Origin of the sequence: Phenylobacterium sp. LjRoot225 (genome assembly GCF_964252855.1) — a bacterium.
Classification (GTDB): domain Bacteria; phylum Pseudomonadota; class Alphaproteobacteria; order Caulobacterales; family Caulobacteraceae; genus Phenylobacterium.
Map to the genome: position 1 here is coordinate 278908 of NZ_CAXUPL020000002.1, position 20744 is coordinate 299651.

The window sequence follows — 20744 nt, forward strand, 5'->3', positions numbered from 1 at the left end:
ATGGCGCTGCTGGAGATCGAAAACCTGCGGGCGACGATCGGCGACCGGCCGATCCTGAACGGCGTCTCCCTGTCCGTCGATCCCGGCCAGGTCCTGGGCCTGGTCGGCGAGTCGGGATCCGGCAAGTCGATGACCGCCCTCTCGGTCCTGGGTCTGCTCCCCCAGGGCGGGCGCGCCGAAGGCGCCATCCGCCTGGACGGGCAGGACCTCACCCGCCTGACGGACGAAGACCTGCGCCGCCTGCGGGGCGCGAAGATCGGCATGGTGTTCCAAGAGCCGATGACCGCGCTCAACCCGGTGATGAGCATCGGCGACCAGGTGGCCGAGGTCGTGCGCCTGCATCGCGGCGGCTCGCGGGGCCAGGCGCTGAAGGCGGCGCGCCAGGCGCTGGACCGGGTCGGCCTGCCCGCCGAGCGCTTTGCGCTGGGCCGCTATCCGCACGAGCTGTCGGGCGGCCAGCGCCAGCGCGTGGCGATCGCCATCGCCATCGTCCTGTCGCCCCGGCTGATCATCGCCGACGAGCCGACCACCGCCCTCGACGTCACCACCCAGGCGCAGATCCTCGACCTGCTTCGTCGCCTGGTGCGCGAGGACGGCGCGGCCCTGATGCTGGTCACCCATGACCTGGCCGTGGTGGCCGAGATCGCCGACCAGGTGGCCGTCATGAAGGACGGGGCGATCGTCGACCAGGGCCCGACCGGCGCCCTCTTCGCCGAGCTCAAACACCCCTACACCCGCGCGCTCGCCGCCGACGCCACGCGCCTGCCGGTCCGGCGCAGACCGACCGACCTCTCAGCGCCGCCGGTGCTCGAGGCCAAGGACGTCGTGCGCGACTATCCCCGCCCCCGCCGGCTGCTGCGCGCGGCGCCCCCCTTCCGCGCCGTGTCCGGGGTCAGCCTGGCGATCCGGCCGGGCGAGATCGTCGGCCTGGTCGGCGAGTCCGGCTGCGGCAAGTCCACCCTGCTGCGCACCCTGCTGGCGCTGGAAGCCCCGCAGGACGGTTCCGTGGAGCTGGTCGGCCAGCGGTTCTCGCCCGCGGCCCCGCGCGCCCTGCGCCGCCACATCCAGGTGGTGTTCCAGGATCCGCACGGCAGCTTCGATCCGCGCTGGACGGTGGAGCGGCTGGTCGCCGAGCCGCTGCACCTGCTGGACGCCCGGCCCGCGCCCGCCGAGCGCCGCGCCAAGGTCGAGCGCGCCCTGGCCCAGGTCGGCCTGCCGGCGGCGGCGGCCGATCGCTATCCCCACCAGTTCTCCGGCGGCCAGCGCCAGCGGATCGCCATCGCCCGCGCCCTGATCGCCGAGCCCTCGATCATCGCGCTGGACGAGGCGGTCTCGGCGCTCGACGTCACCGTCCGGGCCGAGGTCCTGGCCCTGCTGGCCCGGCTCTCCGACGAGCTGGGACTGGCCTATCTGTTCGTCTCCCACGACATGGGGGTCGTGCGCGGCCTCACCGACCGGGTGCTGGTGATGCAGGCGGGCGAGATCGTCGAGGAGGGCCCGACGGCCGAGGTCTTCGCCCGGCCGCAGCACCCGTACACAGCCCAGCTGATCGCCGCGACGCCGAACCTCGAACGCGCCCTGGCGGCGCGAGCCTAGGGCCTCGCCAGATAGACTCCGCGGGCGATCGCCCGCGCCAGGCAGTCCGCCGCCGCCGAGCCGAGGCGCGCGATGCGGCGCGGACGCTCGCCGTCGTCGCCCAGGTCGATGGCGCCGGAGGCGATGGCGAACACCAGGTCGCCGTCAAACGGCGTGTGCGCCGGCCGCACGGCGCGCGACAGGCCGTCCTGGGCCATGATCGCCAGGCGCCGGCACTCGGCCGAGGTGAGCGCGGCGTTGACCGCCACCACCGCCAGGGTGGTGTTGACCCCGGGGCTCAGCCGCCCTTGGCCGGCCAGGCGGGAGGCGTCCGGCATCGGCTCGGTGGCCTCGACGCGACCGCTGGGCATGCGGCCGCCGAATTCGCCGTCGATCTCGAACGGCCAGGCCCAGAAGGTCTCGCCATCGGGCATCATCACCGACCCGACGGGATTGACCGCCGCCAGGGCGCCGACCATCAGCCCCTCGCCCAGGTCCAGCGAGGCCGAGCCAAGACCGCCCTGGACCAGGCCGGCCCGGGCGCCGCGCCCCGCCCCGACCGCGCCCAGTTCGAACGCCTCGCCCGCCGCCGCCGCCGCCTCGATCCCCAGGCGTCGGTAGGGCGGGTCCTCGCCCCAAGCCTTGTCGCCGCCATTGCCGAGGTCGTAGAGCACCGCGCCGGGGACGACCGGCGCCGGCGGCGCGCCCGGTCGAACGCGGAACCCCTCGCCGGCCTGGGAGAGCACCGCGGTGACGCCGTCCGCCGCGCCCAGGCCGAACACCGATCCGCCCGACAGCACCACCGCATGGGCCTTGGCGTAGCCGTTCTCCGGCGCCAGGGCCTCGCTCTCGCGCACGCCAGGTCCGCCGCCGCGCACGTCGACGCCGGCGCTCCATCCGCCAGGGCACAGCAACGCCGTCACGCCGCTGCGCACGGCCTCGTCCGTCGCATTGCCCACGCTCAGCCCCGGAACGTCGGTGATCAGGTTGCGCGGACCGGGGCGATACAAGGCAGCCATCCTTCAAACATCTGCAGCGCTGGACTTTTAGCCGAGCCCGGGGGCGGAGCGGGCGGAAAACGTCTTCGCGACAGCGCGCGCCGTTCGGTACGCTGCGGCGTTCGCGTTACGCTTACCGGAGTTGTCATGACCGACCTGGCGGATTTGCCGGCCCTGGACCTGATCGACCTCTATCGAGACAAGTCGGTCTCCCCGGTGGAGGTCATCAGCGCCGTGCTGGCGCGCGTCGAGGCCCTCGAGCCCCGGCTCAACGCAACCTGGGCGCTGGACGCCGAGACCGCCCTGGCGGACGCCCGCGCCGCCGAGGCGCGCTGGGCCCGGGCCGAACCCCAGGGCCCGCTCGACGGCGTTCCGGTGACCATCAAGGAGCTGATCGCCACCAAGGGCGTCGGCCGCCACCAGGGCACCGCGGCGACGGACCCGCGCCCCGAGCCGGCGGACGCCCCGCCTGCGGCGCGTCTGCGCGAGGCCGGCGCGGTGCTGTTCTGCAAGACCACCGTGCCCGACTACGGCATGCTGTCCTCGGGCCTGTCGAGCTTCCACAAGCTGGCGCGCAATCCGTGGGATCTCAGCAAGACGCCGGGGGGCTCCAGCGCCGGCGCCGGGACCGCCGCCGCCGCCGGCTACGGCCCGCTGCACCTGGGCACCGACATCGGCGGCTCGATCCGCCTTCCGGCGGGCTGGTGCGGGATCTATGGCCTGAAGCCGAGCAACGGCCGCGTGCCGATCGACCCGCCCTACATCGGCCGGTGCGCCGGGCCGATGACCCGGACCGTGGCGGATTCGGCCCTGATGATGAGCGTGCTCTGCGCCCCCGACTGGCGCGACTACATGAGCCTGCCGCCGTCGCAGATCGATTGGATGGCGCTGGACATCGACCTTCGCGGCCTGCGCATCGGCCTGATGCTGGACGCCGGCGCCGGCGCGGCGCCCGAGCCGGAGGTGGTCGCGGCGGTCACCGCCGCGGCGGTTCTTCTGGAGGCCCAGGGCGCGATCGTCGAGCCGTTCGCGCCCTTCCTGACCCGCGAGATGGTCGACGGCCTGGACCTCTTCTGGCGCACACGGTCCTGGAACGACATCAGCGCCCTGCCGCCCGAAAGGGCGTCTCGCGTCCTGCCCTTCATCGACGCCTGGGCGCGGGCCGCGAAGGGCGCCGACGGCCTGTCGGTCTATCGCGGCTTCAACCAGATCCAGCAGATGCGCGAGGCCGGCGCCAAGGCCTTCCAGCCCTTCGACTTCGTGCTCTCGCCGACCGCGCCCATGCCGGCCTTCGACGCGGAACTGCCGGCCCCGACCAATGATCCGGCCCGGCCTTTCGAGCACATCGGCTTCACGGTTCCGTTCAACATGACCGAGCAGCCGGCCGCCTCGATCAATTGCGGCTACACCGCCCAGGGCCTGCCGATCGGCTTGCAGATCGTCGGGCGCCGGTTTGACGACCTGGGCGTGCTGCGACTGTCCCGCGCCTACGAGCGCCTGCGTCCGGCGCAGCGCGCGTGGCCGACGCTCAGCTAGGCGCCCTCCTTCGCCGGCGGCGGATGTTGGCGCGCATAGCGTTCCGCCGCCGTCCGAGCGCCCTCCTGCAGAAAGGGGCCGAGGCGCCAGTATTCTTCGAGCGGCGCGAGATCGCCGTCGGGCGCGTCCCAGATGTGGTCCCGGCGCATCTGGCCCAGCAGGCCGGAGGCTCTCACCTGCTCGGGGTCGATGGACTCGGGGCCCGTCTGGTCGGCGCCCACGAAGATGGCGTCGGTCGGACAGTAGAGCTCGCACATGAAACAGGTCTGGCACTGGTCCAGGCGGGCGATCACCGGCGTCCCGCCGTCCGTCGAAGCGTCCAGCACATGGGTCGGACAGGCGCTGACGCAGTCGTTGCAGCCGGTGCAGAGGTCTTCGAAGATGTGCGCGATCATGCGGCGGCCTCCGCGGCGAGCGGCCGCCCGGCCGGCGCCTCGTAGCGGGTCCAGACGGTGTCCAGACCGCCGACGACTAGTCGGCGCGCGCCCTCCAGCGACGTCTCCGGCGCGTCGGCGCGGAAGTGCAGGCCGCGGCTTTCGTTGCGCGCCAGGGCTGCGTTGGTCGACCAGCGCGCGGTCGCCAGCAGGGCGGCGGTCTCGCGCGCGGCGACCTGGTCCAGACCCTGGGCCTGCCGGAGCAAGGCCAGCTCCGTCCAGGCCGCATCCAGCCTGGCGCGCGACGCCTCCAGGCTTTCGCGGCGACGCCACAGCGCCTTGTCGTAGGACAGCATCTCGGCCTGCACCGTGCGGATCGCCGCGGCTTCGTCCACCGGCGCGGCCGCCGCCGACGGTCTGAGACCGGCTCGCCCCATGGAGAGCGCCCGCGAGCCCGCGCGTCGCCCGTCGCGCCGGGCCAGACGCGCCGCCCCGGCGCCGGCGGCCAGGCCAGAGGTCAGGGCCCAGGCGGAATTGGGCGATCCCCCGCCGCTGCTGGCCCCGGCGATCAGCTCGCGCGTGGCGGCGTCGCCGGCGGCGAACAGGCCGCGCACCGTGGTCTGGCAGTCCTCGTCGACGACCCGCAGGCCGCCCGTGCCGCGGATGGTGCCCTCGCCGAACAGCTTGACCTCGAAGCGGTCCTCGAAGACGCGGACCCCGCGGCGCTCGAACGGCGCCACCGTGGCCGGCTGGATCCGGCGCAGGATCGGCTTCAGCGCGGCGGGCGCCTCGGCCAGATCCGCATAGACCGGGCCTTCGAGCATGGCGGCGGCCAGGGCCTGATGATGCGCCCGGTCGGCGAGCGGCGGCGGGATGTCGAGCTCGCGCCCCTCGGCGTCGAAGAAGCGGGCGGCCGTGTAGGGCAGAGTGCGGGTCGAACACCAGGCCGGCGACAGGGTGTAGATGGCGGAGAACTCCATCCCGGACAGCTCCGCCCCGGCCTCCGCCCCCATCAGATAGCCGTCGCCGGTGTTGGTGTGGCTGCCGATCAGACCCGAGCGGAAGGCGCAGCCGCCGGTGGCCAGGACGACGCCTGCGGCGCGCACCCGCCAGGCGCGCCGGTCCAGCCGTGCATAACCCGCAGCGCCGGCGGCCGAACCGTCCGGGTGGGTGAGCAGTTCCAGGGCCGGATGCTGGTCGAGGATCCGCACCCCGCTCGCCAGGGCGAACCGGCGCAGGGCGCGCAGATATTCCGGTCCGCGCACGCCCGGATAGTAGGTCTGGCCCTGACCGTCGACGCTGAACGGATAATAGGCGGCCAGTTGCGGCAGGGTCCGCCAGGTGGTGTCGATGATCCGCTCCATCCAGGCCTTCTCGGCCAGGCCGTAGGCGGTCTGATAGCGCTTCTCGATCACCGCTTCGCGCTGGGCTGGCGGAACCCACCAATGGCCGGGCCCGGCGGTGGCGGTCACCCCGCTGGTCCCGACGAACCCCTTGTCGGCGAGCACCACCGAGGCGCCTTCGCGCGCCGCCGAGATCGCCGCCCAGGCCGCGGCCATGCCGCCGCCGAGGATCAGCACGTCGGCTTCCAATTCCAGCTGGCTCATGACCGCCTTCGACACGTTGTCGGAGTGTTCCTTAGGTGTCGTTACCAAGAAGGTTGTTCACCCTCTGCCAGGGGGTGAAGCCTTTGATGCCGGAGTGGGGTCGGGTGAGGTTGTAGCTGTCGGTCCAGGGTCCGACGGCCTTTGATCGCTCCGCCGACGAGCCGTAAGGCTTGGCGTAGGCCCACTCGCGCAGACTGGTCTGGATGAAGCGTTCGGCCTTGCCGTTGGTCCTAGGCGTGTAGGGGCGGGTTCGGACGTGACGCGCGCCGGCGGTCTGCAAGGCTTTGGCGAAGAGCTTGGAGCGATATGCCGAGCCGTTGTCGGTCATCACCCGTTCGACGGTGACGCCGTGGCGGGCGAGCCAGGCCAGGGCGCGCTCGAGGAAGGCCGTGGTGTCCTCCTTGCGCTCGCTAGGCAGGATCTCGGTGTAGGCCAGGCGCGAGGCGTCATCGACGCAGACGTGCAGGAAGTCCCAGCCGGCTCCCCGGGATGCGCCTTTACGGCGGTCGCCGGTGATGCGGTGGCCTTCCACGTCGAAGCGGCCGAGCTTCTTGATGTCGAGATGGATCATCTCGCCGGGTCGCGAGCGCTCGTAACGGATCACCTCGGGCCGGGGCTCCAGCGCCGTCAGCTTGCCCAGCCCCAGCCGGCGAAGGATCACGCCCACCGTCGAGCGCGCCATGCCCAGGGCCTGGGCGATCGCCGGCCCGGTCATCCGCTGGCGGCGCAGCTGCTCGATCTGCATCACCCGCGGTTGCGACGTCCTGCGCGGACATCGTCGGGGCGCCGAGCTGCGATCGGTGAAGTCTTCGCTCGGCCCCCGACGACGCCGGCCCACCCATTTGCGGGCCGTCCGCACCGAGACCCCAGCCGCTTCCGCCGCAGCTGCCACCGACCAGCCTTCATCTACGATCCGAGACACCATCAGGGCTCGACCACGCGGCGTCAGCCGCGCATTCTTATGGACGTTCATCCGGGGAGTTCCGGTGGAAGTGGAGTGTTGCAACCCCAGCTTCGTTCAGACCCCTCCCCGGGTGAACAACCTTCGTAGCTTCGACACTTAGGCCGCCATGGCGCGCAGAAATAACGATGGGTTTTCATAGGCGTCATTGGCGCGCCTGATGTGGAATCGCAGCCTAGGGGCGTTGGCCTGGGCGGCGGCCCGATCACTCGGTCCTGTTGGCGTGATCCCCCGCCACATCGACATCTCGACCGTTTACGACCGCAGCTTCGTCCTGCCGTAGGCGGCGCTCAGATCTCCGTTCGTTTGCGCAGGTTTCGGTCGGTCGATCTCCAGCTCTGGGCCGCCGAGCTGAGAAAAGCGCCAACCGTCACGGCTGCGCTCCAGAACCCCAAATATGACGCATTGAAACATCTCGCTTCTCTTCGAAATGGCGATCACGTCGGCTCTCTCAACCTGAAGCGGTTCGGCTGAGCCGTCCGCATGACCCGCCCGGGACCATGGGCGGGCGGGTTCGGACTTGGGGGTTTCAATGGCCTTATCTATCTCGCGCGCAGCGTCGCTGCGCAGTCTGCTGGCGGGCGCGTCCCTGCTGACGGCGGGACCGGCGCTCGCCCAATCCCAGCTCGCCCAGACCCAGCCGGTCGTCGACGAGGTCGTCGTTACCGGCTCGCGTCTTTCGGAGGCGCGGACGGCGATCGGCACCGACCAGCCCACCGCGACGATCTCCATCACCCGCCAGGCGCTGCTCTCAGCGCCGGCGGGCATCAGCGGGCTGAAGATGCTGGAGTCCCTGCCCGGCTTCAACGTGCAGGCCAACGATCCGCTCGGCCTCTATGAATTCGGCAACTCGGTCTCGATCCGCGCCTTCAACATCCAGCAGATCGGCTTCCTGCTCGACGACATCCCGATGGGCCGCTCCGACCAGTTCGGCGGCAGCCCGATCTACCGCTACGTCGAGAACGAGAACCTGGACCGGGTGACCGCCTCGCCCGGCGCAGGCGACGTCTCGCGGCCGAGCTATACGTCGCTGGGGCCGATCGTCGACTATGTGACGCGCCAGCCCTCCCAAAACTTCGGCGCCCACGCCAGCTACAGCCAGGGAAGCTACGACCTGCGGCGCGGCTTCCTGCGGCTCGACACCGGCGAGCACCGCGGCCTGTCGGCGTTCGCCAGCGCCTCGCTGATCCGCGGCGACGTCTGGCGCGGGCCCGGCGATTTCCGCCGCGACCACTATGAGGGCAAGGTCCGCTACCAGGCCGAGAACATCGACCTGACGTTCAAGACCGTGCACAACAAATACGCCGACTTCGACTCCCCGGCGATCACGCTCGGCCAGTTCGCCGGGACCGTCGGGGACGTCTTCGGCCGCAGCGGCCGCGACTTCGGCTATATCGACTATGTGCCGACGCCGGGCGCGCCCGGCTCGCCGGCGACCGCCCAGTCCCTGCCGCAGACGGCCGCGGGCGTGCCCTTCTCCAACCCGCTCTACGGCAACTACTACCGGTTCGCGATCAACAACCGCCAGGACCACCTCTACGCCCTGACCCTGCGCGCGCCGCTGGGCGAGACGCAGCTTTCGGCGACCACCTATTACGAGGACAAGAGCGGCTACGGCGTCTCGCCGGAGGCCTACGCCACATCGCTCGCGGCCTACAACAACCAGCGCCTGGTCGTTCCCGGCCTCACGGCGCCGCGCGGCCTGCAGTACGGCCTGTCGAAGATCGACGGCGACCGCGAGGGCGTGACCGCGAACCTCAGCCGGACGATCGGGGTCCACCACCTGCAGGCGGGCGTCTGGTTCGAGCGCGACCGCTACCATCGCCTGCGGCAGCGCGACAACATGACGAACGGCGACCCCGCCGGCTCGCCGCTGCTGAACGAGCCGGTGCACCTGCAGGCGAACTACACCTCCATGCGCACCATCGTGGAGCTGTTCGCCAAGGACACCCTGCAGCTGCTCGACGACCGGCTGAAGGTGGAGCTCGGCTTCCGCTCGCTGGGCCTCGACTACGACATCGGCGGCGCCCGCAACGCGCAGGACTTCATCGCCGGGCGGCGGCCGGACATCCGCGCGAACTGGACCGACAATTTCCTGCCGCAGGTCGGCCTGGTCTACAATTTCGACAGCCGCGACCAGGTGTTCGCCTCCTATTCGGAAGCCATGTCCCTGCCCCGCGGCGCCGACGACATCTTCTCGGCGGCGAGCCCCGCGGCGCCCGGGCCGAAGGCGGAGCGGGCGAAGAACTACGAGATCGGGGTGCGCACCAATCGGGCGACGTTCAACGCCTCGCTGACCGCCTACCGGACCGAGTTCCAGAACCGGCTGCAGCCCTTCGCCGCCATCGTGCCGGGCAGCACCCAGGTCGAGACCTTCTACCAGAACGTCGGCCGGGTGGAGGCCTACGGCGCCGAGTTCAGCGGCCAGTGGAAGCCCGGCCTGCTGGACGGCCGGCTCTATTTCAACGCCAACCTCGGCTACAACGTCTCGACCTTCCGCGACGACTTCGCCACCTTCGCGATCTCCGGCAAGACGGTCCCGGACTTCCCGGAATGGACCGCGCAAGCCGGCGCCACCTTCGAAGCCACGCCCTGGGCGATCCTCAACGTCTCGGCCCGCCACATCTCCTCGCGCTTCGGCAACTATCTGAACACCGAGTCCGTCGACGGCTACACGATCTGGAACGCCTATCTCGACCTGGGCGGGACCGAGGCCGGCCCGCTGGGGCGGCTGCACGCGCGGCTCAACGTCGACAACATTTTCGACAAGACCTACCTGGGCACGATCAACCCCGTGACCGCCGGAGCGGCCACCTATCGGCCCGGGCCGCCGCGCACGGTGCAGGTCACCCTCAGCGCCGACTTCTGAGCGTGCCGGCTCCACCGCGGATCCCAGTCCGACAGCTGAACCGCTTCGTCCAGACTGGCGGGCGCAGGATCGGCGGCCATGGCTCTCAGGCGCCGATCCGCTCCACCGGACCCGCAGGCGTCCCGACCGCCGGATCGAGGAACGGATAGTCGATGTAGCCCACATCGCCGCCGTCGTAGAAAGTCGCGACGTCGGGCATGTTGAGCGGCGCCCTGCGGCGGAAGCGTTCCGCGAGGTCAGGGTTGGAGATGTACAGCCGTCCGAAGGCGACGAAGTCGGCCCGCCCCTCGGCGATCGCCCGCTCGGCGCTGTCGCGATCGAATTCGCCGGCGAGGATGAAGGGGCCGGTGAACAGGCTCCGCAGCCGCGGCGCCAGCCGGTCGCCCGCCTTGACGGCGTCCGGCTCGATGAGGTGCAGGTAGGCGACGCCGCGGATCTGCAGCTCGTGGGCGACATGGGCGTAGAGCGTGACGGGGTCGGAGTCGTCGAGGCCGTCGCCGGTCGCGTGCGGCGAGAGGCGCACGCCGACGCCCTCGGGGCCGAAGATCTCGATCGCCTGGTCGACGACCTCAAGCAGGAAGCGGGCGCGGTTCTCGACCGATCCGCCGTACGCGTCCGTGCGCCGGTTGGCGCTGTCGCGCAGGAACTGGTCGATCAGGAAGCCGTTGGCCGCGTGGATCTCGACCCCGTCGAAGCCGGCCGCGCGGGCGTTGGCGACGGCCTGCCGGAACTGGGCGACGACGCCGGGGATCTCGTCCGTCTTCAGCGCGCGCGGGGTCGGAAAGGGCTTCTTTCCGGTCGGCGTGGACAGTTCGCCGAGGGCTGCCACCGCCGAGGGGGCGACCGGCAAGGCGCCGCCCGGCAGCCGGTCCGGATCGGCCTTGCGGCCGAGATGGAAGAGCTGCTGGAAGATCCGCCCGCCCGCGGCGTGGACGGCTTCGGTGACCCTCGCCCAGGCGGCCACCTGGCCGGCGGTGTGGATGGCGCCGGTTCCCGGACGGCTGACGCTGAAGGCCGACACATGGGTCGCCTCCGACACGATCAGGCCAGCGCTCGCCCGCTGCACATAGTAGGTTTCGGTGCGGGCCTGGGCCTCGCGGCTCTCGATCTCGTTCCTTGCGCGCCCCAAGGGCGCCATCACGAGGCGGTTGGGCGTGGTGATCGCGCCGATGCGACCGGGTTGGAACAGAGCCACCGAACGACCCTCCGATTGAGATGGTCCTCGACGCCTAAGGTCCAGCAATCCGGTCGACAAACGAGTTCGCCTGATCCTCCAGATCAGGAGCCGTCATAGCGGCCGTCGATGGCTACGGCTCCGGGCCTCGCCGCCGGCGTCCTCGATCGAGGACGCGGCTATTTCAGGGTCTGCAGATAGGCGACGAGATCGTCGACCTGCGCGGCGTTCGCCAGACCCGAGGACGGCATGCGGTTGCCCTTCACCTGCCCCTGCGGATCGGCGATGAAGCGGCTCAGAGTCTCCGGCGTCCAGACGATCCCCGACCGCCGCATCGCATTCGAATAGCGGAAGCCTTCGAGCGTGCCCGCCGTCCGCCCGACCACGCCTTTCAGCGGCGGCCCGAGCGCGTTCAAGCCCGGCTCGTGGCAGGACGCGCAGGCGGCGTAGACCTCGCGGCCACGGCGCACATCCCCGGCCGCCGCCGCTCCTGCGCCGGCGAGCGCCAGAACCAGCGCCGCCCACGGGACCAGACTCGTCGCCCGCCTCATGCCTGGACCAGGGCTTCCGGGCGCTTGAGATAGCGGCCGACGATGGCGTCCGCCGCCCAGTAGGCGAGCGCGCCCACCGTGCCGGTCGGATTGTAGCTGGCGTTCTGCGGGAAGACCGAGGCGCCGAGGACGAACAGATTGTCCGCGTCCCAGGCCTGCAGGTAGCGGTTGACCACGCTGGTCTTCGGATCACGGCCCATGATGGTCCCGCCGGTGTTGTGGGTGCTTTGATAGGGGGTGGCGTGGAAGTCGCCCAGCGGGCCGCGGGAGCGGGCTACGACGCCGCCGTCGACCGCCTTGGCGATGCGCTCGACGACCTCGGCGCCATGGGCCGCCAGCCGCCGGTCGTTCTCCCGGAAATTGTAGGTCATCCGCACCAGCGGACGGCCCAGGGCATCGCGATAGTTGGGATCGAGGTCGAGGTAGTTCTCGCGGTGCGCATAGCTGGCGCCCGAGGCGCCGATGGAAAAGCTGCGGCCGTACCACTTCGCCGTGGCGCGTTTCCACTCCGCCCCCCACCGCGGGGTCCCCGGCGGCACAGGGCGCGAGAGGATCGGACGCGCCCCGCCGGTCGTGGCCGAGATCACCGCGCCGCCGAAGAAGCCCAGGCCGCCATGGTCGAAGTTGTCGCCGTTGAAGTCGTCGATCGCCGTAGCCAGCGCGCCCGCCCCCATGAAGGGATTGAGCGCCTTGTCCTCGACGAAGACCTGCACCCCGGCCCCCACCTGGTAGCAGTAGTTCTTGCCCACCACGCCCCTCCCCGTCTGGGGATCGTAGGGCTCGCCGATGCCGGAGACGCGCATCAACAGGGTGTTGCTGAAGACGTAGGCCCCGAGGATCACCAGGCCCGCCGGCTGCTCGTACTCCCGGCCGCTGCGCGTATCGACGTAGCGGACGGCGCTGACCTTCCGCGCGGGCCGGTCATAGACCAGGTCTCGCACATAGGCGTGGTCGCGCAGGTTGAAGCGCGCGTCGGCGTTCAGCACCGGCAGGACGGTGGTGTTCGGGCTGGCCTTGGCGTTCACCTCGCAGCCGAAGCGTTCGCAGTGGCCGCAATAGACGCAGGCGCCCAGCCGCAGCCCCTCGGGATTGACGTAAGGGGCGCTGGCGTTGCTGGCCGGCATCGGGAAAGGATGGAAGCCCAGGCGCTCGGCGGCGGCGGCGAACAGCTCGCCGGCGAGCGTCTGTTGCAGCGGCCGGTTGGGAAATTCGTTGCGCCGGGCGCCTTCGAAGATGTTGCCGCCGGCGATCTTTCGGCCCCGCAGGTTGCCGGCCTTGCCGGAGACGCCGCAGAGCTTCTCGAAGCGGTCGTAGTAGGGCTCCAGCTCGTCGTAGCTGACGCCGAAGTCCGCGATGGTCATCTCGTCGGGAATGGCGTTGCGGCCGTAGCGTTCGGTCAGGCGGCTGCGCAGCTCGAGGTCGATCGGCGCATAGCGCCAGTGCATCCCGTTCCAGTGCGCGCCGGCGCCGCCCACGCCCGAGCCCGGCAGGAAGGCCCCGAAGCGGCGCATCGGCAGCGCCGTCTCCGATGAAGCGTGGCGCAGGCTCACCGTCTCGGTCTGCGGATCCTGGAACAGCTCCTGGCGGACCGCGTATTTCAGCTCGTCGCGGATACCGGGAAGGGTGAAGTCCTCCTCCGGCGTGCGGCGGGGTCCGCGCTCCAGGCCGACCACCTGCAGCCCGGCGCGGGTCAGCTCGCGGGCGATGATCGAGCCGGTCCAGCCCATGCCGATCACCACGGCGTCGACCTCCGGCAGACGGGTCACCATGGTCGGGCCTCAGGAAAAGTCGGCGATGGACTGGGGCTCGGCGTCGAAGCGTCGGCCGCGATAGGTCTTGATGGCCTCGGCGTAGGTGGCAGGAAGGCCGGGGTAGCCGACCATCTTCCACGACGCCTTGTCGCGATTGCCGCCGTAGATCGGGTCGGCGAAGAAGCCCTGCATGGCCAGCTCCAGCAGGTTGCTGACGAAGGCCGCGCCGTCGACGCCCACGAGCGTCGCGCGGCCGGCCTCCAGCGTCTTCAGCGCCGCGGCGCGGTCCGCCTCGCCCAGGCCGTCGAAGGGCTTACCGTGGGTCTTTCGGGTCCAGTCGTTGACGGCGGCGATGCCTGCCCGGACGAACTCCAGCGGCGTGAGCGGCAGCTGGTAGCCGTGCTCCGGCTTGCCCGGCAGGAAGGGGCCATCCCGGTAAAGCCGCGCGCCGGCGCCATAGGCGCCGGCCAGCTGGCGATCGATGAAGACCGCCACGCCGCAGGCGCTGCCCGAGGGCGAGAGCTCGTCGGCGGGAATGAAGGCGTCGACCGCCGCCGTGACGAAGGCCATCTCGGTGGCGTTGAGGATCAGCGCCGGCTCCGGCAGCGGCGCAGGCGCAGCGGCCGGCGCGGGCGGTTCGGACGCCGCCGCGCGAGCCGGCGCCGCCAGGGCGGCGGCGGCGGCGGCGATCGCGCCCGCGCCGGTGAGAAAGCCCCGCCGGCTGCGCTCAGAAGTCATAGGAGACCCGCCCGTAGTAGAAGCCGCCGCTGGGGGCGTAAGGGGCCGGCCCGTAGTAGCCGGTGCCCGTCTTCGGCGCGAAGGGCGCGGTGTCGGTCACCGTGTCGGTGCGCACGCTGAACAGGTTGTTCGCCCCGACCGAGACGGTGAGGCTGTCGGTGACCTGATAGGCGACGTCCAGGTCGGTGATCCATTGGGCGCCGTAGCGCACGTCGGGCGCGGGCGCGTTCTGGTAGAGGGTGTAGGCGCCATAGCGGGTGGTCTGCAGGCTGACGGCCACGGGCCCGCGACGCCAGCGGCCGGAGAGGATCAGCTTGGTCTTCGGATTGAGCACGGTCAGATCGCCGATCCGGTCATGGCCGAAGAAGGACGAGCCGGCGGCGGCATCGAGGTTCGACAGCACGGCGGGGGCGTCCGCGACCTGGGTGACCTTGGTCTTGTTGTAGTTGAAGGCTGCGGTCAACGTGACCGAGCCGAAGTCGCCGAGGTCGTGGGTGGTGTCCGCCACCAGGTCCACCCCGTTCGTGCGGGTGTCCACGGCGTTGGTGAAATACTGCAGCTTCTCCGTCCCCGTCAGTCCGAATTGCAGCAGGATCGGCGTCACCGACGGGCCGAACAGCAGGCCGGTCCGCTGGATCCGGTCCTTGATGCGCACGTGATAGGCGTCGAGCGTGACGTTGATCGTCGACGTCGGCCGCCAGACGAACCCGAGCCCGGCGTTCCAGGACTTCTCCGGCCGCAGGTCCGTGGCGCCGAGCGCACGCGCCAGATCCGATGTGGTTCGCGCCACCTTCGACAGGCTGGGCGTGACCACGCCGCCGATCAGGGCCGTGCGGTTGTCGGTCTGGGCGTAGCCGATCTGCGACAGCGACGGCGCCCGGAAGCCCGTGCCGAAGGTGCCGCGGACCGCAAAGCTGGAGGTGATGTCGTAGCGGGAGTTGACCTTGCCGCTCCAGGCGTTCCCGGAGCCGTCATCATAGTGTTCGCCCCGGGCGGCGAGGCCGACGTACCAGGCCTCGATCGGATTGAGGCCCAGGTCGAGATAGGCCGCGACCACGCCGCGCGTCAGGCGCACCTCGTCATCGGGCGAGAGCACCACCGCGGCCTGAACGCCGCTGGCCGCCAGCTTGCCGACATTGGCGTCGCCCTCCTGGTCGCCCGGCTGGATGATGTAGCTGCTCAGCGTGTAGGCCAGCGGATCGCCGGCGAAGGTCGAGAACTTATCGACCCGGTATTCCAGGCCGGCCGAGACCTGCAGCGGCTTGGCGAGCCCCACCTCGAACGGGCGCGTCACATCGAGGTTCTGCGTCCACTGCTCGAACTGGAAGGTCGCCAGGTTGGGCCACTTGGTCGGCGAGGTGGGGCCAAGGTCCGGCTTGATCGACAGTTCGCTGTACTGGTGATTGCGATTCCTGCCGTAGGACGAGCTCAGGTCCCACGACCAGCCGGACCAGGCGCCGCGTGCGCCGCCGACGATCTGCAGGTCCCGCTCGCGGGTGTTGTTGAGCGGATAGTAGCCCTCGGGGAACAGGACCTGGAAGCTGGCCAGCTCGCCGACCGCGCCGGGCCGGCGGAAGTTGTTGCCGATGACCGTCTTGCGGAATCCGAGGGTGCTGAACGAATAGAGCGTCAGGTCCGAGCTCAGCGGGAGTTCGGCGTTGTAGGCGAGGTTGAGCGCCTTGATTTCGGGGTCGCCGTTGTGCGCCCCGTCATGGTTCCAGGCCGCGTTCTTCGGGTTCGAGGCCGGAGCATAGATGATGGTGTTGGTCGCCGGCCGGTTCCACCAGGCCATGCCGCGCTGCTTGGCGTCGGCGCTGAAATGGATGAAACCGTCGGAGCCGAGCGGCAGGCCGAAGTCGCCCTCGACCTTGTAGGTCCAAGGGTCGCCGTGCGCGCTGTAGAGGCTGCCGCCCGTGACCGCGAAATGGCCGCCGCGCGCGCCGGACTTGAGCTGGACATTGACCACGCCCGCAACCGCGTCGGTACCGTACTGGGCCGCCGCGCTGTCCTTCAGCACCTCGATGCGGGAGACCAGGCTGGCCGGGATCAGGTCGAAGTCGACGGGATTGACGCCGCTGCTGTCGCCGCCGCCGTTCGTCAGGATGGAGCTGTTGTGGCGGCGCTTCCCGTTGACCAGCACCAGGGTGTAGGCCGGCCCCAGGCCCCGGTTGCTCACCGGCCGCGAGATCGAGTTCACCCCGGCCTGGTTGGTGCCGAAGTTGAACGACGGCAGCAGCCTGGCCAGCGCCTCGCCGAGCTCCGCGCGGCCGCTGGACTGCAGGTCTCGCGCCCCGATCACGTCGATCGGCGCCGGGCTGTCCGCCACCGTACGCGCCGCCCCGCGCACCCCGGTGACGATGACGGTGTCGAGCGACACGGCGGCCTCGGCGGCGGTCGCCGCGGCGACATCCGCGGCCTCCGCTCGGGCCGGCTCCGCGGCCAGCGTCCACGCGACCGCGCCGGTCAACAGCGCGCCGCCGATCGCGCCAGCGTCCCGGCGTCTCAATCCTTGTTTCATTGTCCGCGATTTCTTGTCGGCGGCCGCTCAGGCGACGCCGGATTGCACCCACAGGAATGGGCCGAAGGTCGCCTCAGACCGGCGCAGGCCGCGGGCGACGACGTGTCAAATCTCCGAAGTCAGCCGGAGAACTATTTCAAAACTCAATAGATGCGTTCAGAAGCCATCATTCACCCCCCGCTGAATAGCAGATTCAGCTATGAGTGAAACGATGACAGCCGGGAAATGAGAATAATTAAACCTTTATCTGACCAGAAATCATCTCGTCACAAGTCTATATTTTCCAACTCCATATATCGATGGTTTGGCGATAGGCCAAGACAGGTCCCACCGCCGCGCGGCGAAGGACAAATGCTGTTCCTGCGCAAGCCTCTCGACGTCGACCTCAACAGCTGAGCGGGCTGCGGCCCCAGAAAATCATGAGCGAGCCGCATACTTGCATTCACGGGCTTAAATAAGCAGATTCACTGGTCTAAATACTGAGCGTTTCTCGAGTGACGGCGAGGTTTACTTGGCTCTAATCGAGACCAAAGCCCAACAACGCTCGATATGAGATCGCCCATGCCCCAGCCAGACGCCCTGCAATTCATCGGCATCATCGGGACCCAGAACGGCTCCGAAAGCCTGCGCTCGAGCGGCGATCCCGGCGTGATCGACAAGTCCTACGTCTCCGCCATCGCCCGGGCGCACGAGTTCGCCGGCTTCGACCGGGCGCTGATCGGCTATTTCAGCTCCGCGCCGGACGGCTTCCAGATCGCCGCCTACGCCGCGCACCAGACCCAGCGCCTGAATCTCCTGCTGGCCCATCGGCCAGGGTTTGTCGCCCCGACGCTGGCCGCCCGCCAGCTGGCGAGCCTGGACCAGCTCAGCGACGGCCGGCTGGCGGTGCACATCATCACCGGCGGCTCGGACGAGGAGCAGGCCCGCGACGGCGACTTCCTCGGCAAGGACGAGCGCTACGAACGGACCGACGAATACCTCGACATCCTCAAAAAGACCTGGACCAGCACGGGCCCCTTCGACCACGAGGGCAAACACTACAAGATCAAGGGCAGCTATGCGGCGGTGAGGCCGCCGCAGAAGCCGCACATCCCCATATACTTCGGCGGGTCCTCGGACGCCGCCATCCGGGTGGCCGGCAAGCACGCCGACGTCTATGCGCTTTGGGGCGAAAGCCTGGCCCAGGTGAAGGAGACCGTCGCCGCGGTCCGCGCCGCCGCCGCCGAGCACGGCCGCGAACATCACATCCGCTTCTCCCTCTCGCTCCGCCCCGTGCTCGGACAGACCGAGGACGAGGCCTGGGCCCGCGCCGCCGGCATCCTGGAGCGGGCCGAGGCCCTGCGCGCCCAAAGCCCCGCCGCGCCCGTCGCGCGGCAAGCCGGCCTGCTCAGCCAGGCCGTCGGCGCCCAGCGCCTGCTGCAGACGGCGTCCCAGGGCCGGGTGGTCGACAAGCGGCTGTGGACCGAGATCGCCACCCTGAACGGCGGCAGCGGCAACTCCACCGGTCTGGTGGGCACGCCCGAGCAGGTCGCCGAAGCCCTGCTCGAGTACTGGGACGTCGGGGTCTCGACCTTCCTGATCCGCGGCTTCGACCCGCTGTCGGACGCGATCGCCTACGGCCGCGACCTCATCCCGCTGGTGCGCTCGGAGATCGCCCAGCGCAGCCGGCTCGCGGCGGAGTAAGAGCGGGCCTCCGAGCCCGCCCAACAGCTGCCCGCGAAAGAGCGGCCCTAAGTTCATGGGGGCATAGTTTGCTCTGGCTTTCGCTCCACTCAAGGACGGCCCGAAGGGCCGCCGCGGAGCGGTCGCGCCCCGGGCGCGATCCTTGACTGGAGCGAAAGCCAGAGCTCCAATCTCGCCATGGACCTTTAGGGTCTCCAGCATTCTACGAATGCAAGCCGACCAACGGACTTCCTGCAATCATCTGCGAAATCGCCCATGCCGCAAACGCGCCCTCCGGCGCTGCGCCCCCCCCCCGCATTGCGGTGGAGCTCCCGCGAAGCGGGTGAGGGGGCCGTTCGGGGCCTATCGGTCGTCCGGCAGAGCGAAATGCGCGTCCACCCCCAGAACAACTCACGGGCGTTATAAGATAATTCAATAAGTAAGCGCGACGCCTCGACCTGACGCCAGGGCTTCGGCCGCCCATATCTCCGGCATAGCCCAAGACAGCAGGCGAGCCATGTCCGTCCAATCTCTCGCGCGTTCAACCCCGCAACTGCACTCCGTCGAAGGGGTGCTTGGCTTCACCCAGCGCAGCTTCGAGCCGGTCTTCAGCTACGCCTACGATCCGCCGCCGGGCGTTCCGCGCACCAACATCGTGCCCGACGAGCGGCGTATCCGGATCGAGGACGCCCGGCCCTTGGCCGGCGACCTCTCGCTCGACGTCGAAGGCTTTGCGGTGGTCCGCAGCCCGACCGCCGTGCGGGACTTCTGGGACGAGGCGCAGACCCTGGGCCATCCCGAGGCGGCCGAACTGGTCAAGGCCGCGACCGGCGCCTCGCGGGTGGTGGTCTATGACCATACGTTGCGCCGCCGCATCGACGGCGCGGACGATCGCAGCGCCGAGGCGCCGCGCCAGCCGGCCACGCGGGCGCACGTCGACCAGACCGTCCGGTCCGGGCCGAAGCGCGTGCGCGACCTGATGGGCGACGCGGCCGAAGGCCTGCTGAAGAAACGCTCCGCCATCATCAACGTCTGGCGTCCGATCGACCGGCCGGCGCGAGACTGGCCGTTGGCCCTGGGCGACGCGCGCACCTTCACGCCCGACGACCTGATCCCGTCGGAGCTGCGCTTCCCGCACCGCGTCGGCGAGACCTATGGCGTCGCCTACAGCCCCGCCCAGCGTTGGTTCTACATCCCCGATCTGCAGCCCAACGAGGCGCTGCTCATCAAATGCTGGGACTCCGATGCGGGCGTCGCCCGCTTTGCGCCTCACACCGGCTTCGAGGACCCGACGACTCCGCCGGGAACGCCGCCGCGCGAGAGCATCGAGTTCCGCACCCTCGCCTTCTTCGATTGACGATGGCCGGTTCTGCTAGACGGCGCGCTCGCCGGGGCTGCGCGGTTGGGGGCGACGGCGATCTCTTGGCGGCCGCTGCGGCGGAGCGGCTTCGCGGCCATAGAGCGCGAAGCCGATCGCGCCCAGGAGGTCGGGCTCCAGCATCCGCAGGTCGGCAGGGGTCAGCTCTCTCGAGGTCTTGTCGGACACGACCGCTCTCCCTCTCGTCGAGGACCATAAGCCTAGGCCCCCGGTCCCCGTTCCATGAATGGGAGCTGATGAGGCCCATGAGAGAAATCCAAGCCCGCGCCTGGCCCCGCCGACTTCAGGAGATCCGCCGATGACCGCCACCCCCTATCGGACCGCGCTGATCATCGGCGCTGGCGCCGGGATCAGCGCCTCTGTCGCCCGCGGGTTCACCACCGCCGGCCTCAAGGTCGCCCTGGCGGCGCGAAACGCCGACAAGCTCGCGCCCCTGGCGGCCGAGATCGACGGCCCGGCCTTCGCCGCCGAGGCGGCCGATCCGGCCTCGGTCGAACGCCTTTTCGAAAGCGCGGAAGCCCGTCTGGGTCCGATCGACGTGGTGGTCTACAACGCCTCCGCCCGCGCGAGGGGGCCGCTGGCCGAGCTGGATCCCGCCGAGGTCGAGCGCGCGCTCGCCGTCTCCGCCTATGGCGGCTTCCTGGCCGTCCAGCAGGCGGCCCGGCGGATGATCCCGCGCGGCTCGGGCGCCATCCTGCTCACCGGCGCCACCGCCAGCGTCAAGGGCTTCGCCCTGTCGGCGCCTTTCGCCATGGGCAAGTTCGCCCTGCGCGGCCTGGCGCAGAGCGCCGCGCGCGAGCTGGCGCCCAAGGGCGTGCATGTCGCCCACTTCGTCATCGACGGCGGCGTGCGCAGCGCCGCGCGGCCCGATCCAGCCGATCGCCCCGACAGCACCCTCGACCCCGACGCCATCGCCCAGAGCTATCTCGACGTCCTGCGCCAGCCGCGCAGCGCCTGGAGCTGGGAGCTCGAACTGCGCCCCTGGGTCGAGACCTTCTGAGACGCCTCAGGATTGTTAGAGAAGCTGGGACTTTGGCCGCGCAAGGCATGGG

The 20744-nt window shown here is 70.2% G+C and carries 16 protein-coding genes; 6 read left to right on the forward strand and 10 right to left on the reverse strand.

The genetic code is table 11. The features are described 5' to 3' along the window. A complete protein-coding gene (locus ACSQ2B_RS11585; protein ID WP_436049966.1) occupies positions 1-1596 on the forward strand; it encodes an ABC transporter ATP-binding protein in 1596 nt (531 codons plus the stop codon). Here the strand turns inward: ACSQ2B_RS11585 and ACSQ2B_RS11590 are convergent. Continuing rightward, positions 1593-2585 carry a P1 family peptidase gene (locus tag ACSQ2B_RS11590; RefSeq protein ID WP_436049968.1) on the reverse strand — a complete coding sequence of 331 codons (993 nt, stop codon included), beginning with the start codon at positions 2583-2585 and terminating at the stop codon, positions 1593-1595. The genes ACSQ2B_RS11585 and ACSQ2B_RS11590 overlap by 4 nt on opposite strands. A gap of 135 nt (positions 2586-2720) precedes the next feature. On the opposite strand from ACSQ2B_RS11590, the gene ACSQ2B_RS11595 reads away from it, so the two are divergent. Beyond that, a complete protein-coding gene (locus ACSQ2B_RS11595; protein WP_436049970.1) occupies positions 2721-4109 on the forward strand; it encodes an amidase in 1389 nt (462 codons plus the stop codon). Here ACSQ2B_RS11595 and ACSQ2B_RS11600 read toward each other — a convergent pair. Genes ACSQ2B_RS11600 through ACSQ2B_RS11610 form a run of 3 tightly spaced genes read right to left on the reverse strand, consistent with a single transcriptional unit; the run spans position 4106 to position 7063 of the window. After that, the gene (locus ACSQ2B_RS11600) at positions 4106-4504 is read right to left on the reverse strand and encodes a 4Fe-4S dicluster domain-containing protein (protein WP_436049972.1); all 399 of its coding nucleotides are present in this window, start codon (positions 4502-4504) and stop codon (positions 4106-4108) included. The genes ACSQ2B_RS11595 and ACSQ2B_RS11600 overlap by 4 nt on opposite strands. Further along, complete coding sequence (locus ACSQ2B_RS11605; protein WP_436049973.1) at positions 4501-6090, reverse strand: FAD-binding protein; 1590 nt, start codon at positions 6088-6090, stop codon at positions 4501-4503. Before ACSQ2B_RS11605 ends, ACSQ2B_RS11600 begins: the two co-directional genes overlap by 4 nt. Positions 6091-6121: 31 nt before the next feature. Then, entirely contained in the window at positions 6122-7063 is a 942-nt protein-coding gene (locus ACSQ2B_RS11610) for an IS481 family transposase (protein WP_436049975.1), read from the reverse strand. A gap of 520 nt (positions 7064-7583) precedes the next feature. On the opposite strand from ACSQ2B_RS11610, the gene ACSQ2B_RS11615 reads away from it, so the two are divergent. Next, on the forward strand, positions 7584-9920 hold the full coding sequence (locus ACSQ2B_RS11615) for a TonB-dependent receptor (protein WP_436049976.1): 2337 nt from the start codon (positions 7584-7586) through the stop codon (positions 9918-9920). 85 nt (positions 9921-10005) lie between these two features. Here the strand turns inward: ACSQ2B_RS11615 and ACSQ2B_RS11620 are convergent, their stop codons facing one another. From ACSQ2B_RS11620 to ACSQ2B_RS11640, 5 genes are all read right to left on the reverse strand, one after another. Further along, positions 10006-11115: an alkene reductase gene (locus ACSQ2B_RS11620; protein WP_436049978.1), complete on the reverse strand. Its 1110-nt coding sequence runs from the start codon at positions 11113-11115 to the stop codon at positions 10006-10008. Between the two features lie 158 nt (positions 11116-11273). After that, positions 11274-11645 carry a c-type cytochrome gene (locus ACSQ2B_RS11625; protein WP_436049980.1) on the reverse strand — a complete coding sequence of 124 codons (372 nt, stop codon included), beginning with the start codon at positions 11643-11645 and terminating at the stop codon, positions 11274-11276. Further along, a complete protein-coding gene (locus ACSQ2B_RS11630; RefSeq protein WP_436049981.1) occupies positions 11642-13414 on the reverse strand; it encodes a GMC family oxidoreductase in 1773 nt (590 codons plus the stop codon). The genes ACSQ2B_RS11625 and ACSQ2B_RS11630 overlap by 4 nt, the downstream gene beginning before the upstream one ends. Positions 13415-13423: 9 nt before the next feature. Beyond that, complete coding sequence (locus ACSQ2B_RS11635; RefSeq protein WP_436049983.1) at positions 13424-14134, reverse strand: gluconate 2-dehydrogenase subunit 3 family protein; 711 nt, start codon at positions 14132-14134, stop codon at positions 13424-13426. Next, the gene (locus tag ACSQ2B_RS11640) at positions 14124-16640 is read right to left on the reverse strand and encodes a TonB-dependent receptor plug domain-containing protein (RefSeq protein ID WP_436049985.1); all 2517 of its coding nucleotides are present in this window, start codon (positions 16638-16640) and stop codon (positions 14124-14126) included. Before ACSQ2B_RS11640 ends, ACSQ2B_RS11635 begins: the two co-directional genes overlap by 11 nt. Positions 16641-17213: 573 nt before the next feature. On the opposite strand from ACSQ2B_RS11640, the gene ACSQ2B_RS11645 reads away from it, so the two are divergent. Beyond that, positions 17214-18335, forward strand: a complete 1122-nt coding sequence (locus ACSQ2B_RS11645; protein ID WP_436049987.1) for an LLM class flavin-dependent oxidoreductase — start codon at positions 17214-17216, stop codon at positions 18333-18335. 496 nt (positions 18336-18831) lie between these two features. Next, complete coding sequence (locus tag ACSQ2B_RS11650) at positions 18832-19671, forward strand: CmcJ/NvfI family oxidoreductase (protein ID WP_436049988.1); 840 nt, start codon at positions 18832-18834, stop codon at positions 19669-19671. Between the two features lie 15 nt (positions 19672-19686). On the opposite strand, the gene ACSQ2B_RS11655 is transcribed toward ACSQ2B_RS11650, so the two are convergent. Beyond that, the gene (locus ACSQ2B_RS11655) at positions 19687-19860 is read right to left on the reverse strand and encodes a hypothetical protein (RefSeq protein WP_436049990.1); all 174 of its coding nucleotides are present in this window, start codon (positions 19858-19860) and stop codon (positions 19687-19689) included. A 130-nt stretch (positions 19861-19990) separates the two neighbouring features. Between ACSQ2B_RS11655 and ACSQ2B_RS11660 the strand changes: the two genes are divergently transcribed. After that, positions 19991-20692, forward strand: a complete 702-nt coding sequence (locus ACSQ2B_RS11660) for an SDR family NAD(P)-dependent oxidoreductase (RefSeq protein WP_436049992.1) — start codon at positions 19991-19993, stop codon at positions 20690-20692. The last annotated feature ends 52 nt before the right edge of the window (positions 20693-20744 follow it).

Bases quoted from the DNA above. Each gene is read 5' to 3' on its own strand.
- ACSQ2B_RS11585 (WP_436049966.1), top strand. From the start codon at position 1: ATGGCGCTGCTGGAGATCGAAAACCTGCGGGCGACGATCGGCGACCGG.
- ACSQ2B_RS11595 (WP_436049970.1), top strand. From the start codon at position 2,721: ATGACCGACCTGGCGGATTTGCCGGCCCTGGACCTGATCGACCTCTAT.
- ACSQ2B_RS11600 (WP_436049972.1), bottom strand. From the start codon at position 4,504: ATGATCGCGCACATCTTCGAAGACCTCTGCACCGGCTGCAACGACTGC.
- ACSQ2B_RS11605 (WP_436049973.1), bottom strand. From the start codon at position 6,090: ATGAGCCAGCTGGAATTGGAAGCCGACGTGCTGATCCTCGGCGGCGGC.
- ACSQ2B_RS11610 (WP_436049975.1), bottom strand. From the start codon at position 7,063: ATGAACGTCCATAAGAATGCGCGGCTGACGCCGCGTGGTCGAGCCCTG.
- ACSQ2B_RS11615 (WP_436049976.1), top strand. From the start codon at position 7,584: ATGGCCTTATCTATCTCGCGCGCAGCGTCGCTGCGCAGTCTGCTGGCG.
- ACSQ2B_RS11625 (WP_436049980.1), bottom strand. From the start codon at position 11,645: ATGAGGCGGGCGACGAGTCTGGTCCCGTGGGCGGCGCTGGTTCTGGCG.
- ACSQ2B_RS11630 (WP_436049981.1), bottom strand. From the start codon at position 13,414: ATGGTGACCCGTCTGCCGGAGGTCGACGCCGTGGTGATCGGCATGGGC.
- ACSQ2B_RS11635 (WP_436049983.1), bottom strand. From the start codon at position 14,134: ATGACTTCTGAGCGCAGCCGGCGGGGCTTTCTCACCGGCGCGGGCGCG.
- ACSQ2B_RS11645 (WP_436049987.1), top strand. From the start codon at position 17,214: ATGCCCCAGCCAGACGCCCTGCAATTCATCGGCATCATCGGGACCCAG.
- ACSQ2B_RS11650 (WP_436049988.1), top strand. From the start codon at position 18,832: ATGTCCGTCCAATCTCTCGCGCGTTCAACCCCGCAACTGCACTCCGTC.
- ACSQ2B_RS11660 (WP_436049992.1), top strand. From the start codon at position 19,991: ATGACCGCCACCCCCTATCGGACCGCGCTGATCATCGGCGCTGGCGCC.